Here is a 23,350-nt window from a genome sequence, read left to right on the forward strand (position 1 = left end):
CAGGAAACTCTAGAGCGAAGGTCGTCGTCGCCAGCAGCGCCGCCGCCCTCGTCAGTGATCGGGCTTATAGACCCCCATCCTCACAGACGTCAACAGGGATTTTCGGAAAAAATGACAGATTTCTGACAAAGCCCACAAACGCAGGGCTTTGCGCCCCCAAAAAAGTTTTGCCCCCTCCCCCGGGCCTGTGGAGACACAATTTGGCCCTACCTTTTTCACAATCGGCCTATCTAAGCGAAAACGAAGATGCGTCGCGGATGCGGGCGCGCGGACAGGCTTGGGATATATAGGATATCGCCCTTGCAGCTCCGCGCGTGATTTGACTCCGCCGCGTGAAAGATGCACACCTTCGCGCAACGTATCGCAGGCAAGAATACGGTTTAGAGAAATCGGGGACCCTCAGTTCGGCATGATCACCGACAAGAACATGGTCAGGTCGCTTGGCGACCAGCCACCGATCCTGGCGCATGGCCGGCGCGCGCCCGACAGGCGCGAGATTTCGCTGCGCTGGCTATCGGGCACCTTCCTGACGGGGATCACCTCGAGCCTCCTGATGGGTGTCGCGCTCTTTGCAGCGCTTGACGGACGCCAGCAGCTGGCAATCCCGGCCGAAGCCTATGCCGCACTTGATGCCGGTTCGAATGGCGACGAGCAAGCGATCGCCGTTCGCGGCGGCCGCATCCTGTCGCCGAAGCTCGTTGCCAAGCCGGCCGACAAGACGATCATGGAAGTCTCGACGATGACCCATGACGGCGAGAAGGAAGTGGTGCGCAAACAGCCCTTCGTTCACGTAAAGATGGCACTCGCCGCCAATCATCAGGCCTCGGAAAGCTATCCGGACTTCGATCCTCTGGCGATCTTCTCGACGGAAGAGGCAGACGAGGAATCCCCCGTTTCGCGAACCGGGACGCTTTACGGCTCTAACGTCGATTCCGAAGTGGCGCTGAAAACCGTCGACTTCCCGCTGCGCGGCGGCCCCACCTTCGACAGTTCGATGTCGCTGGAAGAGGTCGAGGAAAATGTCCGCACCAACGGCTCTGTCCTGACCGAGGGCAGCACCCAGGTCGCCTCGCTCTATTATGTCGATCCGCAGCGCTTCGCCTCGGAGAGTGACGGCCTCGATCTTCTCCAGGGCCTGACCGCGCGCATCGTCGAGCAGAACAAGAGTGACGCCGCCTACGAGACGATCGACGAAGAAACCACCGAATACGCCGACGACATCATTCCGGTGCGGCGCGAGACCGACATCGCGACAGTCATGAGCAGTGCCGGCTACACCAAGGCGCAGGCCGAGGACGCCGCCAGCTATCTCGGCCAGGCGCTCGGCGCCAGCGAGCTTTCCGAAGGCGATGTTCTGCGCATCGGCATCATCCAGAACGGCGAGACGCAGAAGGGCCAGGACGCACGCATCGTGCGGGCCACGATCTATTCGCGCAACCGGCATGTGCTGACGATGGCGGTCGATGACAAGGGCCGCTTCGTCCCCGGCGCCGAGCCACCGAGGCTCGACGCGGTCGCCACCGCCTTCGACGACAACGGCGCGCCGGTCATGACCAGCAGCCACGACCTGCCGCGGGTCTATGACGGCATCTACCGGGCGGCACTTTCCTACGGCATGAACGCCGACATGGTCGGCCTCGTCGTCAAGCTGCTCGCCAGCAATGTCGATTTCCAGGCGCAGCTGAAGCCGACGGATTCGCTTGAAGCCTTCTTCTCCGTGACCGACGAACGCGGCATGGCGACGGAGGAATCCGAGCTCCTCTATGTTCGCGCCAAATTCGGCGATGCCGTTACCGCCTTCTACCGGTTCCAGGATCCGAGCGACAACACGATCGACTATTTCGACCAGGACGGCAAAAGCATCCGCCAGTTCCTGCTGCGCAATCCCGTGCCGAATGGCCATTTCCGTTCGGGCTTCGGCATGCGCCGGCACCCGATCCTCGGTTTCTCGCGCATGCACACCGGCGTCGACTGGGCAGCCCCGCGCGGCACACCGATCATCGCCGCCGGCGGCGGTGTCGTCGAAAAGGCCGGCTGGGATTCCGGCGGCTATGGCAATCAGACGCTGATCCGCCATGCCAACGGCTACGTGTCCTCCTACAACCACCAGAGCGCGATCGCCAAAAACGTCAAGGTGGGCAACAAGGTCGTCCAGGGCCAGGTGATCGGCTGGGTCGGAACGACCGGCCTTTCGACCGGACCGCACCTGCACTACGAGCTGATCGTCAACGGCAACAAGGTCGACCCCTTGCGCATCCGACTGCCCGGCGGCAAGTCGCTTTCGGGCGACGCGCTGGCGAAGTTCGAGAAGGAACGCGACCGCATCGACGAATTGCTGAACAAGGACGGCACGGGCGCAGAGGTCGCGAGCAACTAACCGCTCCCCTCCCCTGCTCGAAAATCGGCACAAACAGAAAGGCCGCCCCGAAGGGCGGCCTCTTGATTTGTGCGCTGCCGGACTTAGGCGGCTTCCTTGTCCGGCCCCGCCCCGCGCTTGAAGTTGAGGCGGTCCGAGCCCGAAAGCACCTTGACGGTCGAACCATCAGGGAACTCGCCCTGCAGGATCTTCTCGGCGAGCGGATCCTGCACGAACTTCTGGATCGCCCGCTTCAGCGGACGGGCACCATAGGCCGGGTCGTAGCCCTTGTCGGCCAGGAACGCGCGGGCATCGTCGTCGAGTTCCAGCGTGATCTTGCGCTCGGCAAGCAGCTTGCGCAGCCTTTCGAGCTGGATATCGACGATCGCCCCCATCTCCGACCGACGCAGCCGGTGGAACAGGATGATCTCGTCGACGCGGTTCAGGAACTCCGGCCGGAAGGCGGACTTCACCACCTCCATCACCTGGTCGCGAACCGCATCACTGTCCTCATTTTCGCCAAGCCCAACCAGATACTCCGCGCCGAGGTTGGAGGTCATGATGATCATCGTGTTGCGGAAGTCGACAGTGCGACCCTGACCATCGGTCAGGCGGCCGTCGTCGAGCACCTGCAGCAGCACGTTGAAGACATCCGGATGCGCCTTCTCGATCTCATCGAACAGCACGACCTGATAGGGCCGGCGCCGAACGGCTTCGGTCAACGCACCGCCTTCCTCATAGCCGACATAGCCCGGAGGCGCACCGATCAGCCTGGCGACGGAGTGCTTCTCCATATATTCCGACATGTCGACACGCAGCAACGCGGTCTCGTCGTCGAAGAGGAACCGGGCAAGCGCCTTGGTCAGCTCCGTCTTGCCGACGCCGGTCGGGCCCAGGAAGATGAACGAGCCGATCGGCCGGTTCGGATCCTGGAGACCCGCACGGGCACGCCGGACGGCACGGGAAACTGCCTGCACGGCGTCACCCTGGCCGACAACCCACTTCGCCAATTCGTCTTCCATGCGAAGCAGCTTGTCGCGTTCGCCTTCCAGCATCTTGTCGACCGGAATGCCCGTCCAGCGCGAAACGACATGCGCGATGTTGTCGGGGGTCACGACCTCCTGCACCATCGGGTTGGCATTGGCGTTCTCCTGGCTTTCGGCGTCCGAGAGCTCCTTTTCGAGCTTCGGAATGACACCGTAGGTCAGTTCGCCGGCACGCTGGAACTCGCCCTTGCGCTGGACGATCGCCAGTTCGTTGCGGGCTTCGTCGAGCTGCTTCTTGAGATCGGCGGCACGCCCGAGCTTCTGCTTTTCCGCCTGCCAGCGGGCCGTCAGCGCGGATGCCTGCTCTTCGAGCGAAGCAAGATCAAGTTCGAGCTTCTCGAGCCGATCCTTCGACGAGACATCGGTTTCCTTCTTCAGGGCCTCGCGCTCGATCTTCAGCTGGATGATGCGACGATCGAGCTCGTCGAGCTCCTCGGGCTTGGAATCCACCTGCATGCGCAGCCGCGAGGCGGCTTCGTCCATCAGGTCGATCGCCTTGTCCGGCAGGAACCGGTCGGTGATGTAGCGGTTCGAAAGGGTCGCGGCGGCAACCAGCGCCGAATCCGAAATCCGGACCTTGTGGTGCTGCTCGTACTTTTCCTTCAGACCGCGCAGGATCGAGATCGTGTCTTCGACCGTCGGCTCCTCGACCATGACCGGCTGGAAGCGACGGGCAAGGGCCGCGTCCTTTTCGACATGCTTGCGGTACTCGTCGAGCGTGGTCGCGCCAACGCAATGCAGTTCGCCGCGCGCAAGCGCCGGCTTCAACAGGTTGGAGGCGTCCATGGCGCCATCGGCCTTGCCGGCCCCGACCAGCGTGTGCATCTCGTCGATGAACAGGATGATCTCGCCGTTTTCGGCCTGCACCTCGTTGAGCACGGCCTTCAGCCGCTCCTCGAACTCGCCGCGGAACTTCGCACCGGCAATCAGCGCGCCCAGGTCGAGCGCCATCAGCCGCTTGTCCTTGAGGCTTTCCGGCACGTCACCATTGACGATGCGCAGTGCCAGGCCCTCGGCGATCGCGGTCTTGCCGACGCCGGGCTCACCGATCAGAACCGGATTGTTCTTGGTGCGGCGCGACAGCACCTGGATGGTGCGGCGGATCTCGTCGTCGCGGCCGATGACCGGGTCGAGCTTGCCTTCTCGCGCGTCGGCCGTCAGGTCGCGCGCGTATTTCTTCAGGCTGTCGAAGCCCTGTTCGGCAGTGGCGCTGTCGGCGGTGCGGCCCTTGCGGATGTCGTTGATCACCTGATTGAGCTTGGTCGGCGTGACGCCGGCCTTCTTCAGGATGTCAGCAGTGGCCGCAGAGCTTTCGATCGCCAGCGCCAGCAACAGGCGCTCGACGGTGACGAAGCTGTCGCCAGCCTTCTTGGCTGCGTCTTCGGCGCTCGAAAACACCCGCGCAAGCGGCTGCGACAGATAGACGGAACCGTTGCCGCCGGAAACCTTGGGAAGCTTTGCAAGCGCTACGTCATTGCCGGCGCGCGCTTCGCGGGCATCACCACCGGCCCGCTCGATCAGCGAGGCGGCCATGCCCTGGTCGTCATCGAGCAGTACCTTCAGCACATGCTCCGGCGTGAACTGCTGGTGTCCTTGCGCCAGCGCGTAGGTCTGCGCCGACTGCAGAAAACCGCGCACGCGCTCGGAATATTTTTCGATGTTCATACTCTACCTCCATAGCCCGGCAGGCCCATCATGGCACCCGTCGGTGTTTCAGGATCAGGCTCCCGCATTCGGCAAGCCTGTCAGTGGCGCGATCCCCGCTTTGCGTCGGATCAACGCGTCCGAAGCGAATATGGGGCAGCGATTTTGGAAATTAAAGAGCCTCCCGGCGCTCGTGAGACGGAAATCTGCAACCACGAGGCGGCCGCGCACCGAAAGGGTAACGCGGCCGCGGGATCGTCTATGCCGCGGGGGTCCGCTCGGCGAAGGACGCGCCGAATTCCTTCATCCGCCGCACATAGTAGGCCGGCTCGATCAGGACCTCCGGCAGATAGAGGCCCGGCGTCGGGGCGGCCCCTCCTTCAAGGCCGAGCATGCGCTCGACCGCAAGGGCGACGCCAAGCGCCGTCAGTGGGGCCTGGCCCTGAGGGTGCACGATCTCATAGCGACGGTCGACCAGTTCGCCGTGTTTGTCGCGGCCCTTGATATCGATGGCGATCTCCGTCGAGAACGGTTCGCCGCGCCGCCTGCTCGCGGACACGCTATAGGCAAGATCCAGGCGGATATCGCTGGCGTTGGTACGGGCCGAAAGCGCCATGACGTCGAAGGGCGAATAGGCGGTCGCTTCGAGTTCGACGCCGTCAACGCTTCTGAAGCGCGCCTTGGAATCCTCGCCGCCGGCCCAGTGGAACTTGCCATCCGCGACGGTCAAAGCGGCGGGCGCAAGGCCGGTGATGCGGTTGTAATCCGCAAGTGCTGCCGGCCCACCCATGTCCTCTTCGTCGAGCAAGACGCCGATGCGGATCGTGTCGATCGCCTCATAGGCTTTGGCAAAGTCGAGGATCGGGAAGATCGCGGCGCCGGCGAGCCAGTGGCTGGCGAGCAGGATCGGCGCACTGTCCGGCGCGTGGATATACTGCGCCATCTCCGGACCGACCTCGAAGGTGCCGCTCGATAGGCTGATATAGGGAATGCCGTGGCGCTGGGCGTAACGCATCGAACTCAGCTTTTCGTCTTTCAGGAAGATGACGACGGCGCTGAAGCGGGGCGCATCGCCAAGGCCGAGATCCGGGCGACTGAGGTCGACGCTGACCCCGACCGCGCCGCCAACCTCACGTGCGACCGCCTCGGCCCTGCCAAGATCGCGGCCACCGATCGCGATCGGCAGCGTCGGGTGCAGACGACGAATGATCCTTGCGGCCTGCGACCCGACGACACCGGAACCACCGACAATCAAAACGGGCAGAAACTTGCTCGACATCTTCCTATCTCCTAAACGAGAGGTAAGCGGCACCTACCGAACTTACCATTAGTAACTTACTATTGGTAAGTAAGATGCCGAATACCACTTTCAAGAGGCATGGGCCGACGCGAATAGAGGATTGTGATCGATGAGCCGGACGAAAGGCCGAAAGCTTGCGAAGCCCGAGCGGCGCGCCCAGCTGCTCGAGACCGCCAGGGAGATCCTGCGCGAACGGGGCGCCGACGCCCTGACGCTTGGCCATCTCGCCGAAAGCGCTGGCGTCAGCAAGCCGATCGCCTATGAACATTTCGGCACGCGCGAGGGGCTCTTGATCGCGCTCTCCCAGGAAATCGAAGACCGGCACACGGAAAAACTGAAGGTCGCGCTGAAGGGTGCATTAAATCGGCTCGAAGCGGTCGCCGATATCATCAGTTCCGTCTACATCAACTGTGCTGTCGAAAGCGGCGAGGAATGGCAGGCGATCTCCGGCGCGCTGCGCGGCAATGCGGACATGATCGCCACGCAGCAACAGCAGGCTGACGATTACGTCGCCATGATCAAGGCAGCCCTCTCTCCTTTCTCGGAAGTCCCCGAGGACGATCTGAGGCTTCGATGCACGGGTATCGCCGGCGCGGCCGAGGCGATCGGCCGCGAACTGATCCGCGGGCGCACAAACGAGACCGCTGCGAGCAGCAACCTAACTGCACTCATCATCGACAGTGCCAAAAGCTGACCAGTGCAACTGGCTGATCAGCGTTTGCCGTGCAAAGAAAAACCCGGCCGCGATGGGCCGGGTTTTTGATGCCTGCACCGGGCAGGCTGACTAAAGCGACTTCGCTTACTCGGAAGCAGCCAGAGCCGGCGCTTCCGGAGCGTCATCGCCTGACGGCTGAGCCTCGTCGGCAGCACCTTCCTGGGCGCTGCGGCGGGGACGGCGCGGACGCGGCGCGTTGCGGCGGCGCGTTGCGGCACGGCCGGAAGCGGCAGGAGCTTCTTCTTCCATCGCAACTTCGGCCGGCGTGCCTTCGATCACCGGCTGCGGGCCGGTACCGTCGATGACAACGGGCTGCGGCTCGGCAACAGGCGTTACGGCTGCGGCACCCGAAGCCGGCATGTCGTCGGCGTAGCCCTGATCCAGATCGTCCTGGTCCTGGTCGGCTGCGTCGTGGCCGCGGAAGTCCTGACGGTCGTCACGCTGGAAACGATCCTGCATCTGCGCCTGCGCGGCAGCAATGATGCGGTTGTAGTGTTCGGCGTGCTGCAGGTAATTTTCCGCCATGACCCGGTCGCCGGAGCTCTGGGCGTCGCGCGCAAGTGCAGAGTACTTCTCGGCGATGTGCTGGGCCGTACCGCGAATCTTCACATCCGGACCGGAGCTGTCGTAGGTCCGCGTCAGCGGATTCGAGCCCTTGCGGTTGTGATTGTTGTTGCTTCCATTGTTGTTGTTATTGTTGTTGTTATTTCGCCCGCGGCCGCGCTTGTTTTGCTGTCCTGGCCTCATAGTACATTCACCCGAATTCTCTTGATAATGATGATCATGTGGTTTCGTCTTCCGGCCGGATCCGCCCGACAGAGCACGCACCGTTGCGCTCGCACAATGGCGGCTTCGGCGCCGACTGACGTCAAATTAACAGGTACCCGCACAAGGCACGTGTTGAACCCTAGCAACTCTTTCTTGAGAGCAATCCCCGTGGCCAGGTCATACCGGAACGAATCTTAGGTCCATGACCTTCTGCCCAGTGCGCGGGCAAACTAGCCCGCTTCCTCTGGGATTCCAAGCCCTTTCTTTGCCTCTGCAAGAAAGAAGATGCGCCAGTGCAGCATTTTTTCAACGGTTTGTGTCGCGTTCGAAGATCAGGACGCGGTCATTGCCGCCGAGATCCTTCGCCTCTTCACGCAGACGGAATTTTTCGGCGTAAAACAACGCCGTTACCGCCTCTTTCTGGTCGAAACCGATTTCCAAGCCTATCACGCCGTTTGTCTCAAGATGATGACCAGCTTGAGAAGCGATGGCGCGATAGGCATCTAGCCCATCTTCTCCGCCATCAAGCGCTGCGGCCGGGTCGTGAAGTCTCACCTCCGGCTCAAGCTCTTCAACCACACTGGACCGGATATACGGCGGATTTGAGACGATAACGTCGTAACGACCGTCCACCTTTTCGTACCAGTTGCTGAGCAACGGCCGAAAGCGATCCGCAAGTCCGAGAGCGACGGCATTTGCCGTCGCCGTTGCCAGCGCGTCTCCGGATATATCGGTAGCCGTGCCCCTGGCTTCAAGAACCTCAGACAGAAGCGCGAGACAAATCGCGCCCGTGCCGGTCCCGAGATCCATGATCTCGCAACCTCCCTTTCGCGCGACCACCGCGCGCAGATAGGGGATCATGCGGTCGACCAAGGTCTCGGTGTCCGGGCGCGGCTCCAGGGTTTCCTTCGACAGCCTCAGCGGCAGACCGAAAAACTCGCGTTCACCGAGGATGCGATAGACCGGCTCGCGCGCCAGCCGGCGCGCAACCGCCGCCCGGATCCGCTGGGCATCCTCATCCGAAACCGGGTCCCTGCCCCGCGACACGACCGCGCTCAGCGACAGGTCGAGCAGGCCCGAGATCAGGTGCCGGACGTCGAGCGCCGCATGCTCGATGCCACCCGCCTGCAGGCGATCGCGACTTTCGGCAACCAGACTCGCGAGCGTCTCGGCCATCTCTTAGCCCCGCTGCTCGCCGAGCTGCGCCAGCTGGCTCGCCTGGTAGTCGGCAAGCAGCGCATCGACGACTTCGTCGATCTCGCCCATCATCATCCGGTCGAGCTTGTAGAGCGTCAGGTTGATGCGGTGGTCGGTAAGGCGTCCCTGCGGGAAATTGTAGGTGCGGATGCGTTCGGAGCGATCGCCCGATCCCACCTGGCTCTTGCGGTCGGCCGAGCGTTCGCTGTCGGCGCGCTGGCGCTCCATGTCGTAGAGGCGCGAGCGCAGCACCTGCATCGCTTTCGCACGGTTCTGGTGCTGCGACTTTTCCGAGCTGGTGACGACGAGCCCGGTCGGCAGGTGGGTGATGCGCACGGCCGAGTCCGTCGTGTTGACGTGCTGTCCGCCGGCGCCCGACGAGCGCATCGTGTCGATGCGGATATCCTCGGGCCGGATCTCGATATCGATGTCTTCGGCCTCGGGCAGCACTGCGACGGTTGCCGCCGAGGTGTGAATGCGACCGCTCGCCTCCGTCTCCGGCACGCGCTGTACGCGGTGCACACCAGACTCGAACTTCAGCCGCGCGAACACGCCGCGCCCGGAAACTGTAGCGATGATTTCCTTGAAACCGCCGGCTTCGCCTTCGCTCGACGACAGCACTTCGACCTTCCACCCCTTGCCCGCCGCATAACGCTCGTACATCCGGAACAGGTCGCCGGCAAACAGCGCCGCCTCGGAACCACCGGTTCCGGCGCGGATTTCAAGGATCGCGCTCTTTTCGTCGGCCGCATCCTTCGGCAGGAGCAGGATCTGGATCTCCTGTTCCAGCTGTTCGATCGCCTCGACGACCTCGGGCTTTTCCATTTCGGCGAGATCACGCATCTCGCGGTCGGTCGATTTGTCGGCGAGCATGGCGATGATGTCGGCAAGCTCCGCCGTCGCCTTTTCGTAGGCGCGGATCTTCGTCACCACCGGCTGCAGTTCGGAATACTCCGAGGCGAGCTTGACGTAGACGTCCGCGGCCGGGCCGGCGGACATGCGCGCCTCGATTTCACCGAACCGCCGTTCCAGTTCGCGCATCTTTTCAACGGGAAGCTTTGCCAAGTCTCACTCCAATGCGTCTCGCCCCGGCCGGATCAGCTCCGGACGAGGGTTGCGACGCGTCACTTCAATCTAAACCGGAATGCCGTTTTCCGCGGCGAAATCCACCAGCATCTGGCGAACGGGCGTCTGATCTCGCGTGTCGTCCAGTGCAGCGTTGAGCAGTGCGCCGAGCTTGGACGCGTCAAGCGCCAGAAGCATCGCCTTGATCGGTCCGACGGCCGTCGGCGACATCGACACCGAACGGAAGCCAAGACCCAGCAGCGCCATGGCCGAGAGCGGCTTGCTCGCCATCTCGCCGCAGAGCGTCACCGGCGTATCGTGCCGGTCGCCGGCGCGCACGATATCACGCAGGATCCTGAGGAACGGGCGCCCGAGCACGTCGAAACGATCGGACACGCGGGCATTGCCGCGGTCGACGGCCATCGCGAACTGGAAGAGGTCGTTGGAGCCGACCGAGACGAAGTCCACCTCGGTCATCAGCTCGTCGAGCTGCCAGAGCAGCGCCGGCACTTCCAGCATGGCGCCGAATTGCAGCTTGCGCGGCAACTGTTCGCCGAGCTTCGACTGCCGCTCGATTTCCTTCTGCAGGAGGTCGCGCGCGATCCTGAGTTCGGAGACCTCGGTGACCATCGGCAGCATCAGCTTGAGCTCGGCACCGGCCGCCGCCCGCAGCATCGCGCGGAGCTGGGTGCGCAGCAGACCCGGCCGGTCGAGCGAAAGCCGGATGGCGCGCCAGCCGAGCGCCGGGTTTTCCTCTTCCGCAGCGCGGAAATAGGGAACCACCTTGTCGCCGCCAATATCGAGTGTGCGGAAGGTTACGGGCTTGCCGCCCGTCTGCTTCAGCACGCTGCGGTAGAAGGCTTCCTGTTCCTCCGCCTTCGGCATGGTCGAGGCGATCATGAACTGGAGTTCGGTGCGGAAGAGGCCGATGCCTTCGGCACCCGCCTCGTTCAGATGCGGAAGGTCGACCAATAGGCCGGCATTCATCTGCAACGTGATACGCGTGCCGTCCCGGGTCAGCGGTTCGACGTCCTTCAGCGCGCGGAACTGTGCCTGACGCCGCGCCCGGAAGCGAACCTTTTCCTCATAGGCGCGCTGCAGGTCGGCGAGCGGCCGCAGATGCACCTTGGCGTCATCGCCATCGATGATGATCGCGTCGCGGTTTTCCGCAAGCGCCACGGCACCGGTCGCCTGGCCGATCACAGGAATGCCCATGGCGCGGGCAACGATCACCACGTGGCTGGTGACGGCACCCTCTTCGAGCACCAGGCCGCGCACATTTTCGCGCGGATAGTCGAGCAGCTCGGCAGCGCCCATGGCGCGCGCGACGATCACCGCATCGTTCGGGAAGTCGCTCGCCGAAAGCTTGGCGCCGTAGCCCGAGAGCTGGCGCAGCAAGCGGTTGGCGAGATCGTCAAAATCATGCATGCGCTCGCGCAGATAAGGGTCCGTCAGGCGGATCATGCGCGCTTTGGTTTCGCTCTGCACACGCTCGACGGCGGCTTCCGCCGTCAGGCCGTTGCGGATCGCTTCTTCGAGCTTGCGCACCCAGCCGCGGTCATGCGCGAACATGCGGTAGGTCTCGAGCACTGCCCGATGCTCGCCCTCCATCGACACCTCGCGGCGCGACAGCATGTCGTCGATCGAGATCCGCAGCGACCCGAGCGCCTCTGCAAGCCGCTGCAACTCCTGGTCGGTATCCTCGTTGAGAAGATTGGTGACGACGATCCTTGGTTCGTGCAGGACGACATAGCCAAGGCCGATGCCTTCGCCGTAGCTGTTGCCGTCGATCGAGACGGGACGCGAGAGATCGAGTTCGAGCCCTGGCTTGGTGATCTTCTTGAGCTCGCCGGTTGCCACCATCTCGGCGAGAACCATGGCGGTCGTTTCGAGCGCCTCGACCTCGTCCTCGCGATAGTTGCGCATCGCCTTGTTCTGGACGACGAGAACGCCGAGCGCGCGCCCTGTGCGCAGGATCGGCACGCCGAGGAAGGAATGATAGATCTCTTCGCCGGTCTCCGGCAGGTAGGTAAAGGCCGGGTGAGACTGGGCGTCGGACAGATTGAGCGGCCGGGCCGAAGCGGCGATGGTACCGACGAGGCCCTGCCCCATCTTCAACTGCGCCAGGTGAACGGCGGCCTTGTTCAGACCTTCGGTCGCATAGAGTTCGAGCACGCCGTCGGAGCGCAGCACGTAGACCGAACACACTTCCGCGACCATATTCTGCGCGATCTGGCGCACGATACGGTCAAGGCGCTCCTGCGGCTCCAGCGGTTCCGCCATCAACTCGCGCAACCGCTTGAGGAGAACGCGCGGACCTGCGGAAAGGTCTCTCATCGCGTGGGGTCTCCCGAAATAGAGGGGACGGCAGCAAAGGGGATGCGCGGCCAAGTCGCCGCGAATCCCAAATCGGTCGTCTGTCGATTAACTCTTATCGAGACCGTAAGCGGAATGCAAAGTGCGAACCGCCAATTCCGCATAGGGTCCATCGATCAGGATCGAAATCTTGATCTCGGAAGTGGTGATCGCCTTGATGTTGATGCCCTTGTCGGCAAGCGCACGGAAGGCCGACGCTGCAACACCGGCGTGGCTGCGCATGCCGATACCGATGACCGACACCTTGACGAGGCCGGCTTCGGACTGGACAACGTCGTAACCGATCTTGTCCTTGTTGTCGCCGAGCACCTTCAGTGCCTTGTCGACATCGCCGGAGGGAACCGTGAAGGTCATGTCGGTTTTCGAACCGTCCTCGGAGATGTTCTGGACAATCATATCGACGTTGATATGGGCTTCAGCCAGCGGGCCGAAAATCGCGGCGGAGACGCCCGGCCGGTCGGCGAGACGGCGCAGCGAAATCTGGGCTTCATCCTTGGCATAGGCAATGCCGGTTACGACTTCCTGTTCCACGATCTCATCCTCATCACAAATCAGCGTACCGGGCGGATTGAGAAGGTCACCCATGCCCGGCGCATCGGGATCTTCGAAAGACGAACGCACGAAGGTGCGGACCTTGTGCACCATGGCAAGCTCCACCGAGCGCACCTGCAGCACCTTGGCGCCGAGCGATGCCATTTCCAGCATTTCCTCGAACGCGATCTTCTTCAGACGCCGCGCCTTCGGCTCGATGCGCGGGTCGGTGGTGTAGACGCCATCGACGTCGGTGTAGATGTCGCAACGGTCGGCCTTGACGCCGGCGGCGATCGCAACCGCCGAGGTGTCGGAGCCGCCGCGGCCGAGCGTGGCGACGCGGTTGTCGGGCCCAAGCCCCTGGAAGCCGGCGATGACGGCGACCTGGCCCTCGCCCATGCGGCGGATGAGCTCGGCACCGTCGATGTCAAGAATGCGGGCAGCGCCGTGGGCGTTGTCGGTGCGGATCGGGACCTGCCAGCCCTGCCACGAGCGGGCGTTGATGCCCATCGACTGCAGCGCGATGGCGAGAAGACCGGAGGTCACCTGTTCGCCGGACGCGACGATCGCGTCGTATTCGCGCGCATCGTAGAAGGGCGAGTTGGCGCCGGTTGCCTTCGGCATGTTCTGCACCCAGCCGACCAGCTCATTGGTCTTGCCGGACATCGCGGAAACGACGACGGCAACTTCGTGGCCGGCATCGACCTCGCGTTTCACATGGCGGGCAACATTGTGGATGCGTTCCAAATCAGCGACGGACGTCCCGCCGAATTTCATCACGATGCGTGCCATGTGCCTCTACCGGTACCCAAATTGCGCGCGCTTGCGCGCGTGACAGGAAAGCCCCCGCCGGCGCCCGACGGTCAAAAAGCTTGGGAGACTTCTCGCACATCGGCAGTCACCGCTTCGGGGAGCGGAAAGTCGCGGCGTCTCTTAGCGGATCAGGGGCCTGCGCGCAATGGCAGGGCGGCAGGAATAAGGCTCCATACGCACGGTGGGGAAACGTGCGCGGTCGCGGTTTGCGCCACTTGAAATTGCGGCAGCGCCGGCTAGGCTGCCAACGGACGCTTGAGGGGGCAGACATGCAAGCACATCGCATACCCGCAACCGCACGAATGATGGCCCGCTGTGCCGTCGCGCTTTCCGTGACGCTCTTGTGTTCGACACCGTCGAACGCCGCCGATTTCGACCAGGCACGCATGGCGCCGCAAGGCGACTGGACGGTGATCGTCAGCCCCTATGTCTGGGCGGCGAGCCTCAAGGGGGACGCATCGCTTGCGGGCTTCGACACCGATGTCGACGTGCCCTTCAAAGACACGCTCGACCATCTCGACCTGGCGCTGATGGGCAACATCGAGCTGACCAACGGCCAATGGGGTGTCTATTTCGACGGCCAATACGTCCGTACCAGCCAGGATGAGGAGCTGCTCAGCCATGAGATCGGCCTCGACATCAAGATGACGACGCTGGCCTTCGGCGCGTTCTATCAGGTCTATGAGCAGGAACTCGGCGGCAACACCGTCTTCGGCAAGCCCCGGACGCTGTCGATCGAGCCGACGATCGGTCTGCGCTGGACGAAGCTCGAGGCGGACGTGTCCGTGGCCGGCTTCAACACGAGCAAGAGCGCCGACTGGACCGACCCCTTCGTCGGCCTGCGGCTCAACGCCGATCTCAGCGAGCGCTGGAACCTCGTCGCCGAGGCCGATGTCGGCGGCTTCGATGTCGGCTCAAAGCTCAGCGTCAACGCCCAGGCCTATCTCGGATACCGAACCGAAATGCTTGGCCAGCCGACAATTTTGCGCGCCGGGTACCGGTTGCTCTATCAGGATTACGAAAGCGACGACTTCACGGGCGCGAACAAGTTCCGCTGGGACGTGAGCCAGCACGGCCCGGTGATCGGGTTTTCCATGTTGTTTTAGAACCTGGGCCTGCTTCAACGCTCAAGGACCGACTGGCGGATACCCAGCATACGCTTTGCCCGCGAAGGAGAATGGTATGACGTTCATCGTAAAGCCGGCCGTCCGATCGGTCACATCCGCGCTTGCCGCCCTTCTCATGCTCGGTCAGACGACGGCGGAAGCCTGCACCCGCCTCGTCTATCTCGGCCCCGATGACAATATCATCACTGCCCGATCGATGGACTGGAAGAGCGACGTCGCGACCAACCTCTGGGTCCTGCCGCGCGGCATCGAGCGCAACGGTCAGGCAGGGCCGAACTCGTTCAAATGGACGGCGAAGTATGGAAGCGTCGTGGCCACCGGCTATGATGTCTCGACCACCGACGGCGTCAACGAGGCCGGCCTCAATGCCAATCTCCTGTGGCTGGTCGAATCCGAGTACCCTGACTTCAACGATAAATCGAAGCCGGGCCTGACGATCGCCGCCTGGGCGCAATATGTGCTCGACAGCTTCGCCACTGTCGAGGACGCGGTGAAGGCGCTTGAGAAAGAACCGTTCACGATCGTCACCGACAACGTACCGGGTGAGAACCGGCTGACGACGCTGCACCTTTCGATCTCGGACAAGACCGGCGACAGCGCAATCGTCGAGTATATCGGCGGCAAGCAGGTGATCCATCACGGTCGCCCGTATCAGGTGATGACCAATTCGCCTGTCTTCGACCAGCAACTGGCCCTGAACGCCTACTGGAAGCAGATCGGCGGCACCGTGATGCTGCCGGGCACGAACCGCGCGGCCGATCGTTTCGCGCGCGCCTCGTTCTACGTCAACGCCATTCCGAAGGACGAGAACCCCGACCGTGCGCTGGCCAGCGTCTTCAGCGTCATTCGCAATGTCTCGGTTCCCTATGGGCTCAACACGCCGGAGGAACCGAACATTTCCTCGACCCGCTGGCGCACCGTGGTCGATCACAAGCGCAAGCTCTATTTCTTCGAGTCGGCGCTGACCCCGAACACCTTCTGGGTCGACCTGAAGAAGATCGATTTTACCAAGGAGACCGGCAAGGTGATGAAGCTCGATCTCGGCGAAAACCAGGATCACACCTATTCGGGCGACGCGACCGGCGACTTCAAGCAGGCCGAACCGTTCAAGTTCCTCGGGTTGCAGATGTGAGCACACCGGCTCGGGGCCGGCGCGAAGCCATTGAAAATTGCGCGCGACGGTGTTATTGACGCTGCCGTAAGTTCAAATTCGAGAAAGGGGGGCTGCACGTGATGACATTTTTCCGGCACCACCGCCAGCGTGGCCCCGTCCAAGCCCTGCAGATGCGTTTGCAGGGCTGACCAGACATCCTTTCGCGAAGATCGCGAGCCTATCCCTGGTCTGCCCAGAGTGATGCAGTGCGGAACCGTTTCGGTTTGAACGCCTGCATCGTCTTCCAATACCGAGTAGATGCGGCCCGAGCACAGCATGTCTGTGCTGCGGGCTCGACCATCCGAAACCCCGGCCTGAAGTGCCGCCCCGGATGATCCGCCGTCGCTCGTGCAGTCCAGAGAACGACCATGGCCTTGATCAATATCCGCAACCTCGGCGTCAGCCTGAGCGCACCGCTTTTCTCCAGTCTTAGCCTGTCCGTCGCATCCGGTGATCGTATCGGCATCGTCGCTGCCAACGGCCGCGGCAAGTCGACCCTGCTGAGATCAATCGCCGGCAGCTTTGATCCGACCGCCGGCGAAATCACCCGCTCGCGCGGGCTGACGGTCGGTCACGTCGAGCAGAACGTGCCTGCGTCGCTTTTACCTCTCTCCTTCCACGACGCCGTTCTTTCGGCCCTCCCGGCCGACCAGGCGGAAAACGAAAGCTGGCGCGTCGATATCGTGCTCGATTCCCTCGATGTGCCGGAGGTTCTGCGGACTCGCGCCGTCTCGGAGTTGAGCGGCGGCTGGCAGCGGCTGATGCTGCTTGCCCGCGTCTGGGTCAGCGAGCCAGACGCGCTGCTGCTGGACGAGCCGACCAACCATCTCGATCTCGCCAAGATCGCCCGGCTGGAGGCCTGGCTGAATGCGCTGCCACGCGACGTGCCGGTGCTGGTTGCCAGCCACGACCGCGCCTTCCTGGACGCAACCACCAACCGCACGCTGTTCCTGAGGCCAGAGCAATCGCCGATCTTCGCGCTCCCCTATTCGCGGGCGCGCGCCGCTCTCGATGAGGTGGACGCATCGGAGGAGCGGCGTTACCAGCGCGACATGAAGGTGGCGCAGCAACTGCGTCGCCAGGCCGCCAAGCTCAACAATATCGGCATCAACTCCGGCAGCGACCTGCTCACGATAAAGACGAAGCAACTGAAGCAGCGCGCAGAACGGCTGGAGGATGCGGCAAAGCCCGCGCATCAGGAACGTTCCGCCGGCGCGATCCGGCTCGCCAATCGAGGCACCCATGCCAAGATCCTGGTGACGCTCGACGACGTCCAGGTCGAAACGCCCGACGGCACCCCGCTTTTCCGCACCGGCAAGCGCTGGATCTGCCAGGGCGACCGCATCGTGCTGCTCGGCGAAAACGGCGCCGGCAAGACCCGGCTCGTCAACCTGATCCGCACGGCGATCGAGGAGCCCTCCCGCGCGCCGGAGACGCTGAAGGCAACACCCTCGCTGGTGCTCGGCTACAGCGACCAGGCGCTTGCCGGCCTGTCGGACGAGGAGACGCCGCTTGCCGCGCTGTCCCGCCGCTTCTCGCTCGGCGACCAGCGCGCCCGTAGCCTGCTCGTCGGTGTCGGCGTCGGCATCGACATGCAGGAAAAGGCGATCGGCCGGCTGTCGGGCGGCCAGAAGGCGCGTCTTGCCATGCTGGTGCTGCGCTTGAAAGAGCCCAATTTCTACCTGCTCGACGAACCGACCAACCACCTGGACATCGAGGGCCAGGAAGCGCTCGAAACGGAGCTGTTGAGAAACGAGACGAGCTGCCTGCTCGTCTCCCACGACCGCAGCTTCGTGCGCAATGTCGGCGACCGCTTCTGGCTGATCGAGAAGCGCCGCCTCGTCGAGGTCGAGGACCCGGAGGACTTCTTCGCCTCGGCGGCGGCAGGCGACGTCGGCTGACATAAAGCGCAATCATCGCAAGTGTGACGCCCGCAACAAGCGGGCGTCACAAATGCCAACATCATCAGGCGGGCGGCCGCGCAATCAGGCATGCGACCTCGCTGCTGTCAAAAATCTGCGCCGACAGTGCCTCGACCTGCCAGCTCTGGCGAAGGGCCGCCGCCGCGAGCCGCGCCAACGTCGTCCGCCCCCGTGGACGGCTCGTCATGGAAAAGAAAAAGACGTCCCTCAGGCTTCAACAGCTGCGCCAGCGCCGCAAACTCTCGAGCGGGATCGCCCCGCGTGAACACGCCGACGCGCATGGCGAACGCCTTGTCGAAGCGACGGCCACCGAGATCGAACGAGCGAAGCTCCGCAACCCGCAAGGTCGCCCGGCCTGCAGCAACATGTTCAGCATTTCTGCGTGCTGCCGCCGCGATCATCACAGCCGAGCGGTCGATGGCGACAATCTCCCCTTCGCCGAGCCGATCGCAAACCTTCGTCACGGCAATGCCATGGCCGCAACCGACTTCGAGCAGATGATCGGACGGCTGCGGCGCGATGACGCCGACCGCCCAGTCGATCCTGTTCAAGCCCATGTGGATTCCTCCCCTCGCCAGCGCAGAAACTAGCACGCGGAAGAGCCGCAGCACCAACCAATCCGATGCAAAAATAAAACCACTTGCAAAACCATATCAGATTTGCCACCCTTTCCGTGACAGGCATGCCGCAACGGGAGAGATACAATGCGCAAGGTCATCATGTGGGACATGGTTAGCGTCGACGGCTTCTTCGAAGCACCGGGGCACGACATCGAGTGGTTCGTCTTCGAGGACGAGCTCGCCGCCTATATCGGCGAAACGCAGCTCGAGGCCGACACCCTGCTTTTCGGCCGCGTGACCTATGAAATGATGGCGGGCTACTGGCCATCCGCTGAAGGCGACATCGCGACCTTCATGAACGGCGTCGAGAAATTCGTCTTCTCGCGCACGCTGACCTCCGCCGATTGGGCGGGGACGACGCTCGTGACCGGCGACGCCGCAAGCGAAGTCGAACGACTGAAGGCGCTGGATGGCGGCACGATCTTCGTTTTCGGCAGCGCCGACTTCGCGAGCGAACTGATCGAGAAGGGCCTCGTCGACGAATACCGCCTCGGCATCAATCCGGTGCTGCTCGGCGAGGGTATGCCGCTGTTCAAACCAGGGCTGAAGCGGACGAAACTCAAACTGACCCACACACGCCCTCTGACGTCCGGCGTGGTTATCCTGCACTACCAGCCAGAAGCGGACGCCTAGCAGGGCGGGCGCCACGCACGCGTGTGCGCCGATCTGGCCCAGCGCCGCCTCTTGACTTCCTTGTCCGATCGTCCGACTTCACTGCTGCACAAGTCCCTAAATCGGGATCGATTTAAGGATAGAATTTTGCAGCACTTTAAAGTGCTACAGCGTCCTTAGCGCGCCTTGAAAGACGCGCGGCGCTGTCGGGACGATGCAAGGAGACGGCGACATGAGCGAGACCGCACGCACGACGATCGACCAGAGCGAGGTTGACCGCTTTTCCGCCATGGCCGCGGAGTGGTGGGATCCGACCGGCAAGTTCCGGCCGCTGCACAAGTTCAATCCCGTTCGCCTCGCCTATATCCGGGACAAGGTGGCCGGGCATTTCGGCCGTGATCCCAGGAGCCCGCAGCCGCTCAAAGGTCTGCGCCTGCTCGATATCGGTTGCGGTGGCGGCCTCCTGTCGGAGCCGATGGCACGCATGGGCGCCGATGTTCTCGGCGCCGACGCCTCCGAAAAGAACATCGGCATCGCCAAGACGCACGCGGCCGGAAGCGGTGTGGCGGTCGACTATCGCGCCGTGACCGCCGAAGCCCTTGCCGAAGCCGGCGAGAGCTTCGACATCGTGCTCAACATGGAAGTGGTCGAGCATGTCGCCGATGTCGATTTCTTCATGACCACCTGCGCCCATATGGTTCGCCCCGGCGGTCTGATGTTCGTCGCCACGATCAACCGCACCATGAAGGCAGCGGCGCTTGCCATCTTCGCAGCCGAGAACGTGTTGCGCTGGCTGCCGCGCGGTACGCACCAGTATGAAAAACTGGTGCGCCCGGAGGAACTGGAAAAGCCGCTCGTGGCCAACGGCCTCGAAGTGACCGAGCGGACCGGCGTCTTCTTCAATCCGCTTTCCAATCAGTGGAACCTGTCCAAGGACATGGACGTCAACTACATGATCGTCGCCAAGCGGCCGCTATGAGCAACTGTCGGCGGTCTCAGCCAGCCTGCCGACGCTCCTGCCACTCGCGCTTCAACAGCGCATAGACGTATTCGTCGCCCCAGACATCGTTGAACCGGTCGTTCTCGATCAGATGCGCTTCGCGGCGCATGCCGAGACGCTCGACGACGCCGACGGATCCCTTGTTGAGGGCATCGAGCCGGGCAAAGATCCGGTGAAACTTCAGCGTCGAAAAGCCGAGATCAAGCAACGCCCGCATCGCTTCCGTAGCGTAGCCCTTGCCGGCAAAGTCGGGATTGAAGATGTAGCCGGTCTCCGCCTGTTCCGCCGCACTGCTTGCGAGCTTCAGCAGGACCTCGCCGATCAGTACACCATCCTCGCGGCGCTCGACGGCAAACACCGCGACGTCCCCATCGTCAACGAGCTTTGGCGCCGAAGCCTTGGCGAATTTTGTCCGCGCTGCCGTTTCGTCGAGCGGGTCCTGATAGAGATAATGGTAGACCTCCGGCAGGCGGTGATAGGCAAAGAATGCCGGAAAATCGCCAGGCGCGAAGGGCCGGATAACGAGGCGATCAGTGGAAATGTGAACATCGGACAATGCCATTGGCTGGAAAACTCCCATTGCAAAGCTGCGAGATGGGAGCCAAGGCATTGTATTTAAAGGGTGAGAACCAAAGTTTAGACGCGCAGATGCGAAAGTGCCCCGCGTCAGTTGACCTCGTCGGGCAAGATCGGCAGCGGCGCGACCGCGATCCCTTCTTCGAGCAACGCCACGGCCTCTTCCGCCGTCGCCTTGCCGATCAGCCCGCGCTCTTCCGCCTCGCCGTAGTGGATCTTGCGGGCTTCCTCGGGAAAGCGCTCGCCGACATCCTCGGCGTTCTCGCGTACGGACTTCACCAGCTCGCGGATCTTGGCGACCGTTTCCTTCTGCGCCTGGTCCATGATCACCGCCCGCGTCGCCTCCTTCTTGCGCGCGGTCGCGACCGAGGGCGCCATCAGTTGCTTGGCAACGGATGTCGAGTTGCAGCTCGGACAGGAGACCAGTTTGCGCTCGACCTGGCGGTCGAAATCGTCACTCGACGAGAACCAACCCTCGAAATCGTGGCCGTTGTCGCAGGAAAGGGTGTAGCGGATCAAGCGGCAACGCCTCCCTTCCCGGTCGGCGCCACTTCATCGAGCACGAAGCTACGGGCATTCTTCAAGTTCGGTATCTTGGCACGCGCCGCATGCACGGCGGCGACATCGATGTCGGCAAGCACAACCGCCTCGCCCGTAGGGCCAGCCGAAGCGAGCACGCGCCCCCAGGGATCAACGATCATAGAATGGCCGAACGTCTCACGCCCATCCTCATGCGTGCCCCCTTGCGCGGCGGCAATGACGAAGAGGCCGTTCTCGATCGCGCGGGCGCGAAGCAGGATTTCCCAGTGCGCCTCGCCCGTCTGCCGTGTGAAGGCGGCGGGCACCGACATGATCTCGGCGCCGGCAACGGCCTGCTGCCGGAAAAGCTCCGGGAAGCGCACGTCGTAGCAAATGGAAAAGCCAAGTTTGCCGAAATCGAGTTCGGCCAGGCGTGCAATGCTGCCCGGCTGATAGGCGGCACTTTCCCGCCAGCTCTCGCCGTTGTCGAGATCGACGTCGAACATATGGATCTTGTCATAGTCACAGATCTTTTGGCCATTCGGGCCAAACAGCAGGCCGCGATTGGCGATCTTACCGTCGGCAAGCGCGATCGGCGTCGAGCCGACATGGAGGTAGACGCCAAGTTCGCCGGCAAGCTGAGCCGCCGCCGCGGCAATAAGATCGTTGGCCTCGTCCTTCAGGATCGCGCGCAGCGCCGCCCGGTCCCGCTGCAGCGCCCCGGTCATTTCCGGAGTCTGGATATAGGTCGCACCCTGGGCTGCCGCTTCACGCGCGAGCCGCACCATCGTCTCCGCATTCTTGCGCGGATCGACGCCGGAACACATCTGAATGGCTGCGGCCTTGAAAGTCATCACGTCCAACTCCTAAGCGCTCACCGCTGATAAACGGGACGTCGCCTCATGCAAGGGTACGGTGCCTCAGGCAGCCAGCATCGCGTCGAGTTTGCCGGCGCGTTCCAGCGCGTGCAGGTCGTCGCAGCCACCGACATGAATGTCGTTGATGAAGATCTGCGGGAACGTCGTCCCACCGTGCGACTTGTCGATCATCACCTGCCGAACGTTCGGATCATAGGTGGCATCGTGCTCGAGGAAGGAAACGCCCTTGGTTTCCAGGAGTTTCTTTGCGGCCGAGCAATAGCCGCAGAACTGACGCGTATAAATGACCACCGAAGCCATGATCCTGAACCGCTCCTTTGCCGGCGACCGTGCCGGACATCTGATTGTCATATAAGACCGGATACGGCTCTTGCAAAGGTCAAAACCGTGACCGACCCGGCTCCCGCCCGCTTCAGCGCACGGGTCGCTGCGGCAACGGTTGCGCCGGTCGTATATACATCGTCGACGAGAACCACGCTTTTCCCACTGAGACCCGCCCTGCCGCTTTCCGAGACGGCGAAGGCGCCGCGGACGTTCTCCTCGCGGGCGCGCAATCCCAAGCGTACCTGCGGGCTCGTGCGCCGGATGCGCCTCAAGATGTCGGGCTGATACGGACGACCGGAGAGCTGCGCAATGGCTCGCGCCAATTCCGCCGACTGGTTGAACCGCCGCTTCCACAGCCGGAAGGCATGCAGCGGCACGGGGATGATCGCGTCGGCGGAAGCGACGGCACCGTCGCTCGCCCGGATCATCCATGTCGCCATCATCGGCGCGAGATCCGTGCGGTCGCGATATTTCAGCCCGTGGACCAGATCGCGGGCAACGCCTTCATGGATCGCCACCGACCTTAACCGATCGAATGCAGGCGGGTTGGCGATCGCCTCCGGTGACACCGCTCCGGCGCCGTGATCGACCGAAAACGGCATGCCGAGAATATCGCAATAGGGCCGCTCGATCAGCGGCAGCGTCGCCCAGCAGGAGGCGCAGACCGCGCGATGATCGCCGACCAGCCGGCCGCAACCGCAACAGACAGGCGGAAAGACGAGATCGACGAGCCCCAGTCCGAATCGTCTCAGCATGCCCGCGCGCCACGCCTGCGGAATACGCAACCTCTCCCATGCCATGCGGTTGA

20 protein-coding genes are annotated in these 23,350 nt (G+C 63.1%); 7 read left to right on the forward strand and 13 right to left on the reverse strand.

Annotated elements, in window-relative coordinates; genetic code table 11:
- Positions 1–409: 409 nt before the first annotated feature.
- On the forward strand, positions 410–2,377 hold the full coding sequence (locus ASD63_RS18900; RefSeq protein WP_060529745.1) for a M23 family metallopeptidase: 1,968 nt from the start codon (positions 410–412) through the stop codon (positions 2,375–2,377).
- Positions 2,378–2,460: 83 nt separating this feature from the next.
- Here the strand turns inward: ASD63_RS18900 and clpB are convergent, their stop codons facing one another.
- Complete coding sequence (gene clpB, locus ASD63_RS18905) at positions 2,461–5,067, reverse strand: ATP-dependent chaperone ClpB (protein WP_034797681.1); 2,607 nt, start codon at positions 5,065–5,067, stop codon at positions 2,461–2,463.
- A 238-nt stretch (positions 5,068–5,305) separates the two neighbouring features.
- Positions 5,306–6,325 (reverse strand): hypothetical protein, encoded by a 1,020-nt coding sequence (locus ASD63_RS18910; protein WP_034797683.1) that lies wholly within the window; start codon positions 6,323–6,325, stop codon positions 5,306–5,308.
- 130 nt (positions 6,326–6,455) lie between these two features.
- Between ASD63_RS18910 and ASD63_RS18915 the strand changes: the two genes are divergently transcribed.
- Positions 6,456–7,040: a TetR/AcrR family transcriptional regulator gene (locus ASD63_RS18915; RefSeq protein ID WP_034797685.1), complete on the forward strand. Its 585-nt coding sequence runs from the start codon at positions 6,456–6,458 to the stop codon at positions 7,038–7,040.
- 105 nt (positions 7,041–7,145) lie between these two features.
- Here the strand turns inward: ASD63_RS18915 and ASD63_RS18920 are convergent, their stop codons facing one another.
- The 5 genes from ASD63_RS18920 to ASD63_RS18940 form a co-directional block, all read right to left on the reverse strand.
- Positions 7,146–7,808 carry a DUF4167 domain-containing protein gene (locus ASD63_RS18920; protein ID WP_034797687.1) on the reverse strand — a complete coding sequence of 221 codons (663 nt, stop codon included), beginning with the start codon at positions 7,806–7,808 and terminating at the stop codon, positions 7,146–7,148.
- Positions 7,809–8,135: 327 nt separating this feature from the next.
- The gene (prmC, locus tag ASD63_RS18925) at positions 8,136–9,005 is read right to left on the reverse strand and encodes a peptide chain release factor N(5)-glutamine methyltransferase (RefSeq protein ID WP_034797690.1); all 870 of its coding nucleotides are present in this window, start codon (positions 9,003–9,005) and stop codon (positions 8,136–8,138) included.
- A 3-nt stretch (positions 9,006–9,008) separates the two neighbouring features.
- Complete coding sequence (gene prfA / locus ASD63_RS18930; protein ID WP_034797692.1) at positions 9,009–10,091, reverse strand: peptide chain release factor 1; 1,083 nt, start codon at positions 10,089–10,091, stop codon at positions 9,009–9,011.
- A gap of 69 nt (positions 10,092–10,160) precedes the next feature.
- Positions 10,161–12,428 (reverse strand): phosphoenolpyruvate--protein phosphotransferase, encoded by a 2,268-nt coding sequence (ptsP, locus tag ASD63_RS18935; RefSeq protein ID WP_034797694.1) that lies wholly within the window; start codon positions 12,426–12,428, stop codon positions 10,161–10,163.
- An 87-nt stretch (positions 12,429–12,515) separates the two neighbouring features.
- Positions 12,516–13,790 (reverse strand): aspartate kinase, encoded by a 1,275-nt coding sequence (locus ASD63_RS18940; protein WP_034797696.1) that lies wholly within the window; start codon positions 13,788–13,790, stop codon positions 12,516–12,518.
- A 290-nt stretch (positions 13,791–14,080) separates the two neighbouring features.
- Here ASD63_RS18940 and ASD63_RS18945 point away from each other — a divergent pair, with 290 nt between their 5' ends.
- The 3 genes from ASD63_RS18945 to ASD63_RS18955 all read left to right on the forward strand — a co-directional run bounded on the left by ASD63_RS18945 (position 14,081) and on the right by ASD63_RS18955 (position 17,992).
- Positions 14,081–14,917 carry a hypothetical protein gene (locus ASD63_RS18945; protein WP_063979507.1) on the forward strand — a complete coding sequence of 279 codons (837 nt, stop codon included), beginning with the start codon at positions 14,081–14,083 and terminating at the stop codon, positions 14,915–14,917.
- A gap of 76 nt (positions 14,918–14,993) precedes the next feature.
- Complete coding sequence (locus ASD63_RS18950) at positions 14,994–16,070, forward strand: linear amide C-N hydrolase (RefSeq protein ID WP_034797698.1); 1,077 nt, start codon at positions 14,994–14,996, stop codon at positions 16,068–16,070.
- 389 nt (positions 16,071–16,459) lie between these two features.
- Complete coding sequence (locus ASD63_RS18955; RefSeq protein ID WP_034797708.1) at positions 16,460–17,992, forward strand: ABC-F family ATP-binding cassette domain-containing protein; 1,533 nt, start codon at positions 16,460–16,462, stop codon at positions 17,990–17,992.
- Positions 17,993–18,099: 107 nt separating this feature from the next.
- Here the strand turns inward: ASD63_RS18955 and ASD63_RS18960 are convergent, their stop codons facing one another.
- Complete coding sequence (locus tag ASD63_RS18960; RefSeq protein ID WP_127889434.1) at positions 18,100–18,624, reverse strand: class I SAM-dependent methyltransferase; 525 nt, start codon at positions 18,622–18,624, stop codon at positions 18,100–18,102.
- A gap of 93 nt (positions 18,625–18,717) precedes the next feature.
- On the opposite strand from ASD63_RS18960, the gene ASD63_RS18965 reads away from it, so the two are divergent.
- Both ASD63_RS18965 and ubiG read left to right on the forward strand, forming a co-directional pair.
- Positions 18,718–19,266 (forward strand): dihydrofolate reductase family protein, encoded by a 549-nt coding sequence (locus tag ASD63_RS18965; protein WP_034797710.1) that lies wholly within the window; start codon positions 18,718–18,720, stop codon positions 19,264–19,266.
- 211 nt (positions 19,267–19,477) lie between these two features.
- The gene (ubiG, locus tag ASD63_RS18970) at positions 19,478–20,224 is read left to right on the forward strand and encodes a bifunctional 2-polyprenyl-6-hydroxyphenol methylase/3-demethylubiquinol 3-O-methyltransferase UbiG (RefSeq protein WP_034797712.1); all 747 of its coding nucleotides are present in this window, start codon (positions 19,478–19,480) and stop codon (positions 20,222–20,224) included.
- 16 nt (positions 20,225–20,240) lie between these two features.
- Here the strand turns inward: ubiG and ASD63_RS18975 are convergent, their stop codons facing one another.
- The 5 genes from ASD63_RS18975 to ASD63_RS18995 all read right to left on the reverse strand — a co-directional run bounded on the left by ASD63_RS18975 (position 20,241) and on the right by ASD63_RS18995 (position 23,297).
- Positions 20,241–20,807, reverse strand: coding sequence for a GNAT family N-acetyltransferase (locus tag ASD63_RS18975; RefSeq protein WP_034797714.1), 567 nt, complete (start codon positions 20,805–20,807; stop codon positions 20,241–20,243).
- Positions 20,808–20,911: 104 nt separating this feature from the next.
- Positions 20,912–21,340, reverse strand: a complete 429-nt coding sequence (locus ASD63_RS18980; protein ID WP_034797716.1) for a DUF1178 family protein — start codon at positions 21,338–21,340, stop codon at positions 20,912–20,914.
- Positions 21,337–22,194 (reverse strand): carbon-nitrogen hydrolase family protein, encoded by an 858-nt coding sequence (locus ASD63_RS18985; RefSeq protein WP_034797872.1) that lies wholly within the window; start codon positions 22,192–22,194, stop codon positions 21,337–21,339. The genes ASD63_RS18980 and ASD63_RS18985 overlap by 4 nt, the downstream gene beginning before the upstream one ends.
- A gap of 66 nt (positions 22,195–22,260) precedes the next feature.
- Positions 22,261–22,518: a glutaredoxin 3 gene (gene grxC / locus ASD63_RS18990; RefSeq protein ID WP_034797718.1), complete on the reverse strand. Its 258-nt coding sequence runs from the start codon at positions 22,516–22,518 to the stop codon at positions 22,261–22,263.
- A gap of 47 nt (positions 22,519–22,565) precedes the next feature.
- A complete protein-coding gene (locus ASD63_RS18995) occupies positions 22,566–23,297 on the reverse strand; it encodes a ComF family protein (protein ID WP_234798704.1) in 732 nt (243 codons plus the stop codon).
- Between the last annotated feature and the right edge of the window lie 53 nt (positions 23,298–23,350).

Source organism: Ensifer sp. Root558 (genome assembly GCF_001427045.1).
In the GTDB taxonomy this organism is placed as follows: domain Bacteria; phylum Pseudomonadota; class Alphaproteobacteria; order Rhizobiales; family Rhizobiaceae; genus Ensifer; species Ensifer adhaerens.

Coding starts and splice junctions, on each gene's coding strand:
- ASD63_RS18985 (WP_034797872.1), bottom strand. CDS start 22,194: ATGACTTTCAAGGCCGCAGCCATTCAGATGTGTTCCGGCGTCGATCCG.
- ASD63_RS18900 (WP_060529745.1), top strand. CDS start 410: ATGATCACCGACAAGAACATGGTCAGGTCGCTTGGCGACCAGCCACCG.
- ubiG (WP_034797712.1), top strand. CDS start 19,478: ATGAGCGAGACCGCACGCACGACGATCGACCAGAGCGAGGTTGACCGC.
- clpB (WP_034797681.1), bottom strand. CDS start 5,067: ATGAACATCGAAAAATATTCCGAGCGCGTGCGCGGTTTTCTGCAGTCG.
- ASD63_RS18965 (WP_034797710.1), top strand. CDS start 18,718: ATGCGCAAGGTCATCATGTGGGACATGGTTAGCGTCGACGGCTTCTTC.
- ASD63_RS18950 (WP_034797698.1), top strand. CDS start 14,994: ATGACGTTCATCGTAAAGCCGGCCGTCCGATCGGTCACATCCGCGCTT.
- ASD63_RS18955 (WP_034797708.1), top strand. CDS start 16,460: ATGGCCTTGATCAATATCCGCAACCTCGGCGTCAGCCTGAGCGCACCG.
- ASD63_RS18920 (WP_034797687.1), bottom strand. CDS start 7,808: ATGAGGCCAGGACAGCAAAACAAGCGCGGCCGCGGGCGAAATAACAAC.
- prmC (WP_034797690.1), bottom strand. CDS start 9,005: ATGGCCGAGACGCTCGCGAGTCTGGTTGCCGAAAGTCGCGATCGCCTG.
- ASD63_RS18945 (WP_063979507.1), top strand. CDS start 14,081: ATGCAAGCACATCGCATACCCGCAACCGCACGAATGATGGCCCGCTGT.
- ASD63_RS18975 (WP_034797714.1), bottom strand. CDS start 20,807: ATGGCATTGTCCGATGTTCACATTTCCACTGATCGCCTCGTTATCCGG.
- ASD63_RS18910 (WP_034797683.1), bottom strand. CDS start 6,325: ATGTCGAGCAAGTTTCTGCCCGTTTTGATTGTCGGTGGTTCCGGTGTC.
- ptsP (WP_034797694.1), bottom strand. CDS start 12,428: ATGAGAGACCTTTCCGCAGGTCCGCGCGTTCTCCTCAAGCGGTTGCGC.
- ASD63_RS18915 (WP_034797685.1), top strand. CDS start 6,456: ATGAGCCGGACGAAAGGCCGAAAGCTTGCGAAGCCCGAGCGGCGCGCC.
- grxC (WP_034797718.1), bottom strand. CDS start 22,518: ATGGCTTCGGTGGTCATTTATACGCGTCAGTTCTGCGGCTATTGCTCG.
- ASD63_RS18940 (WP_034797696.1), bottom strand. CDS start 13,790: ATGGCACGCATCGTGATGAAATTCGGCGGGACGTCCGTCGCTGATTTG.
- ASD63_RS18995 (WP_234798704.1), bottom strand. CDS start 23,297: ATGCTGAGACGATTCGGACTGGGGCTCGTCGATCTCGTCTTTCCGCCT.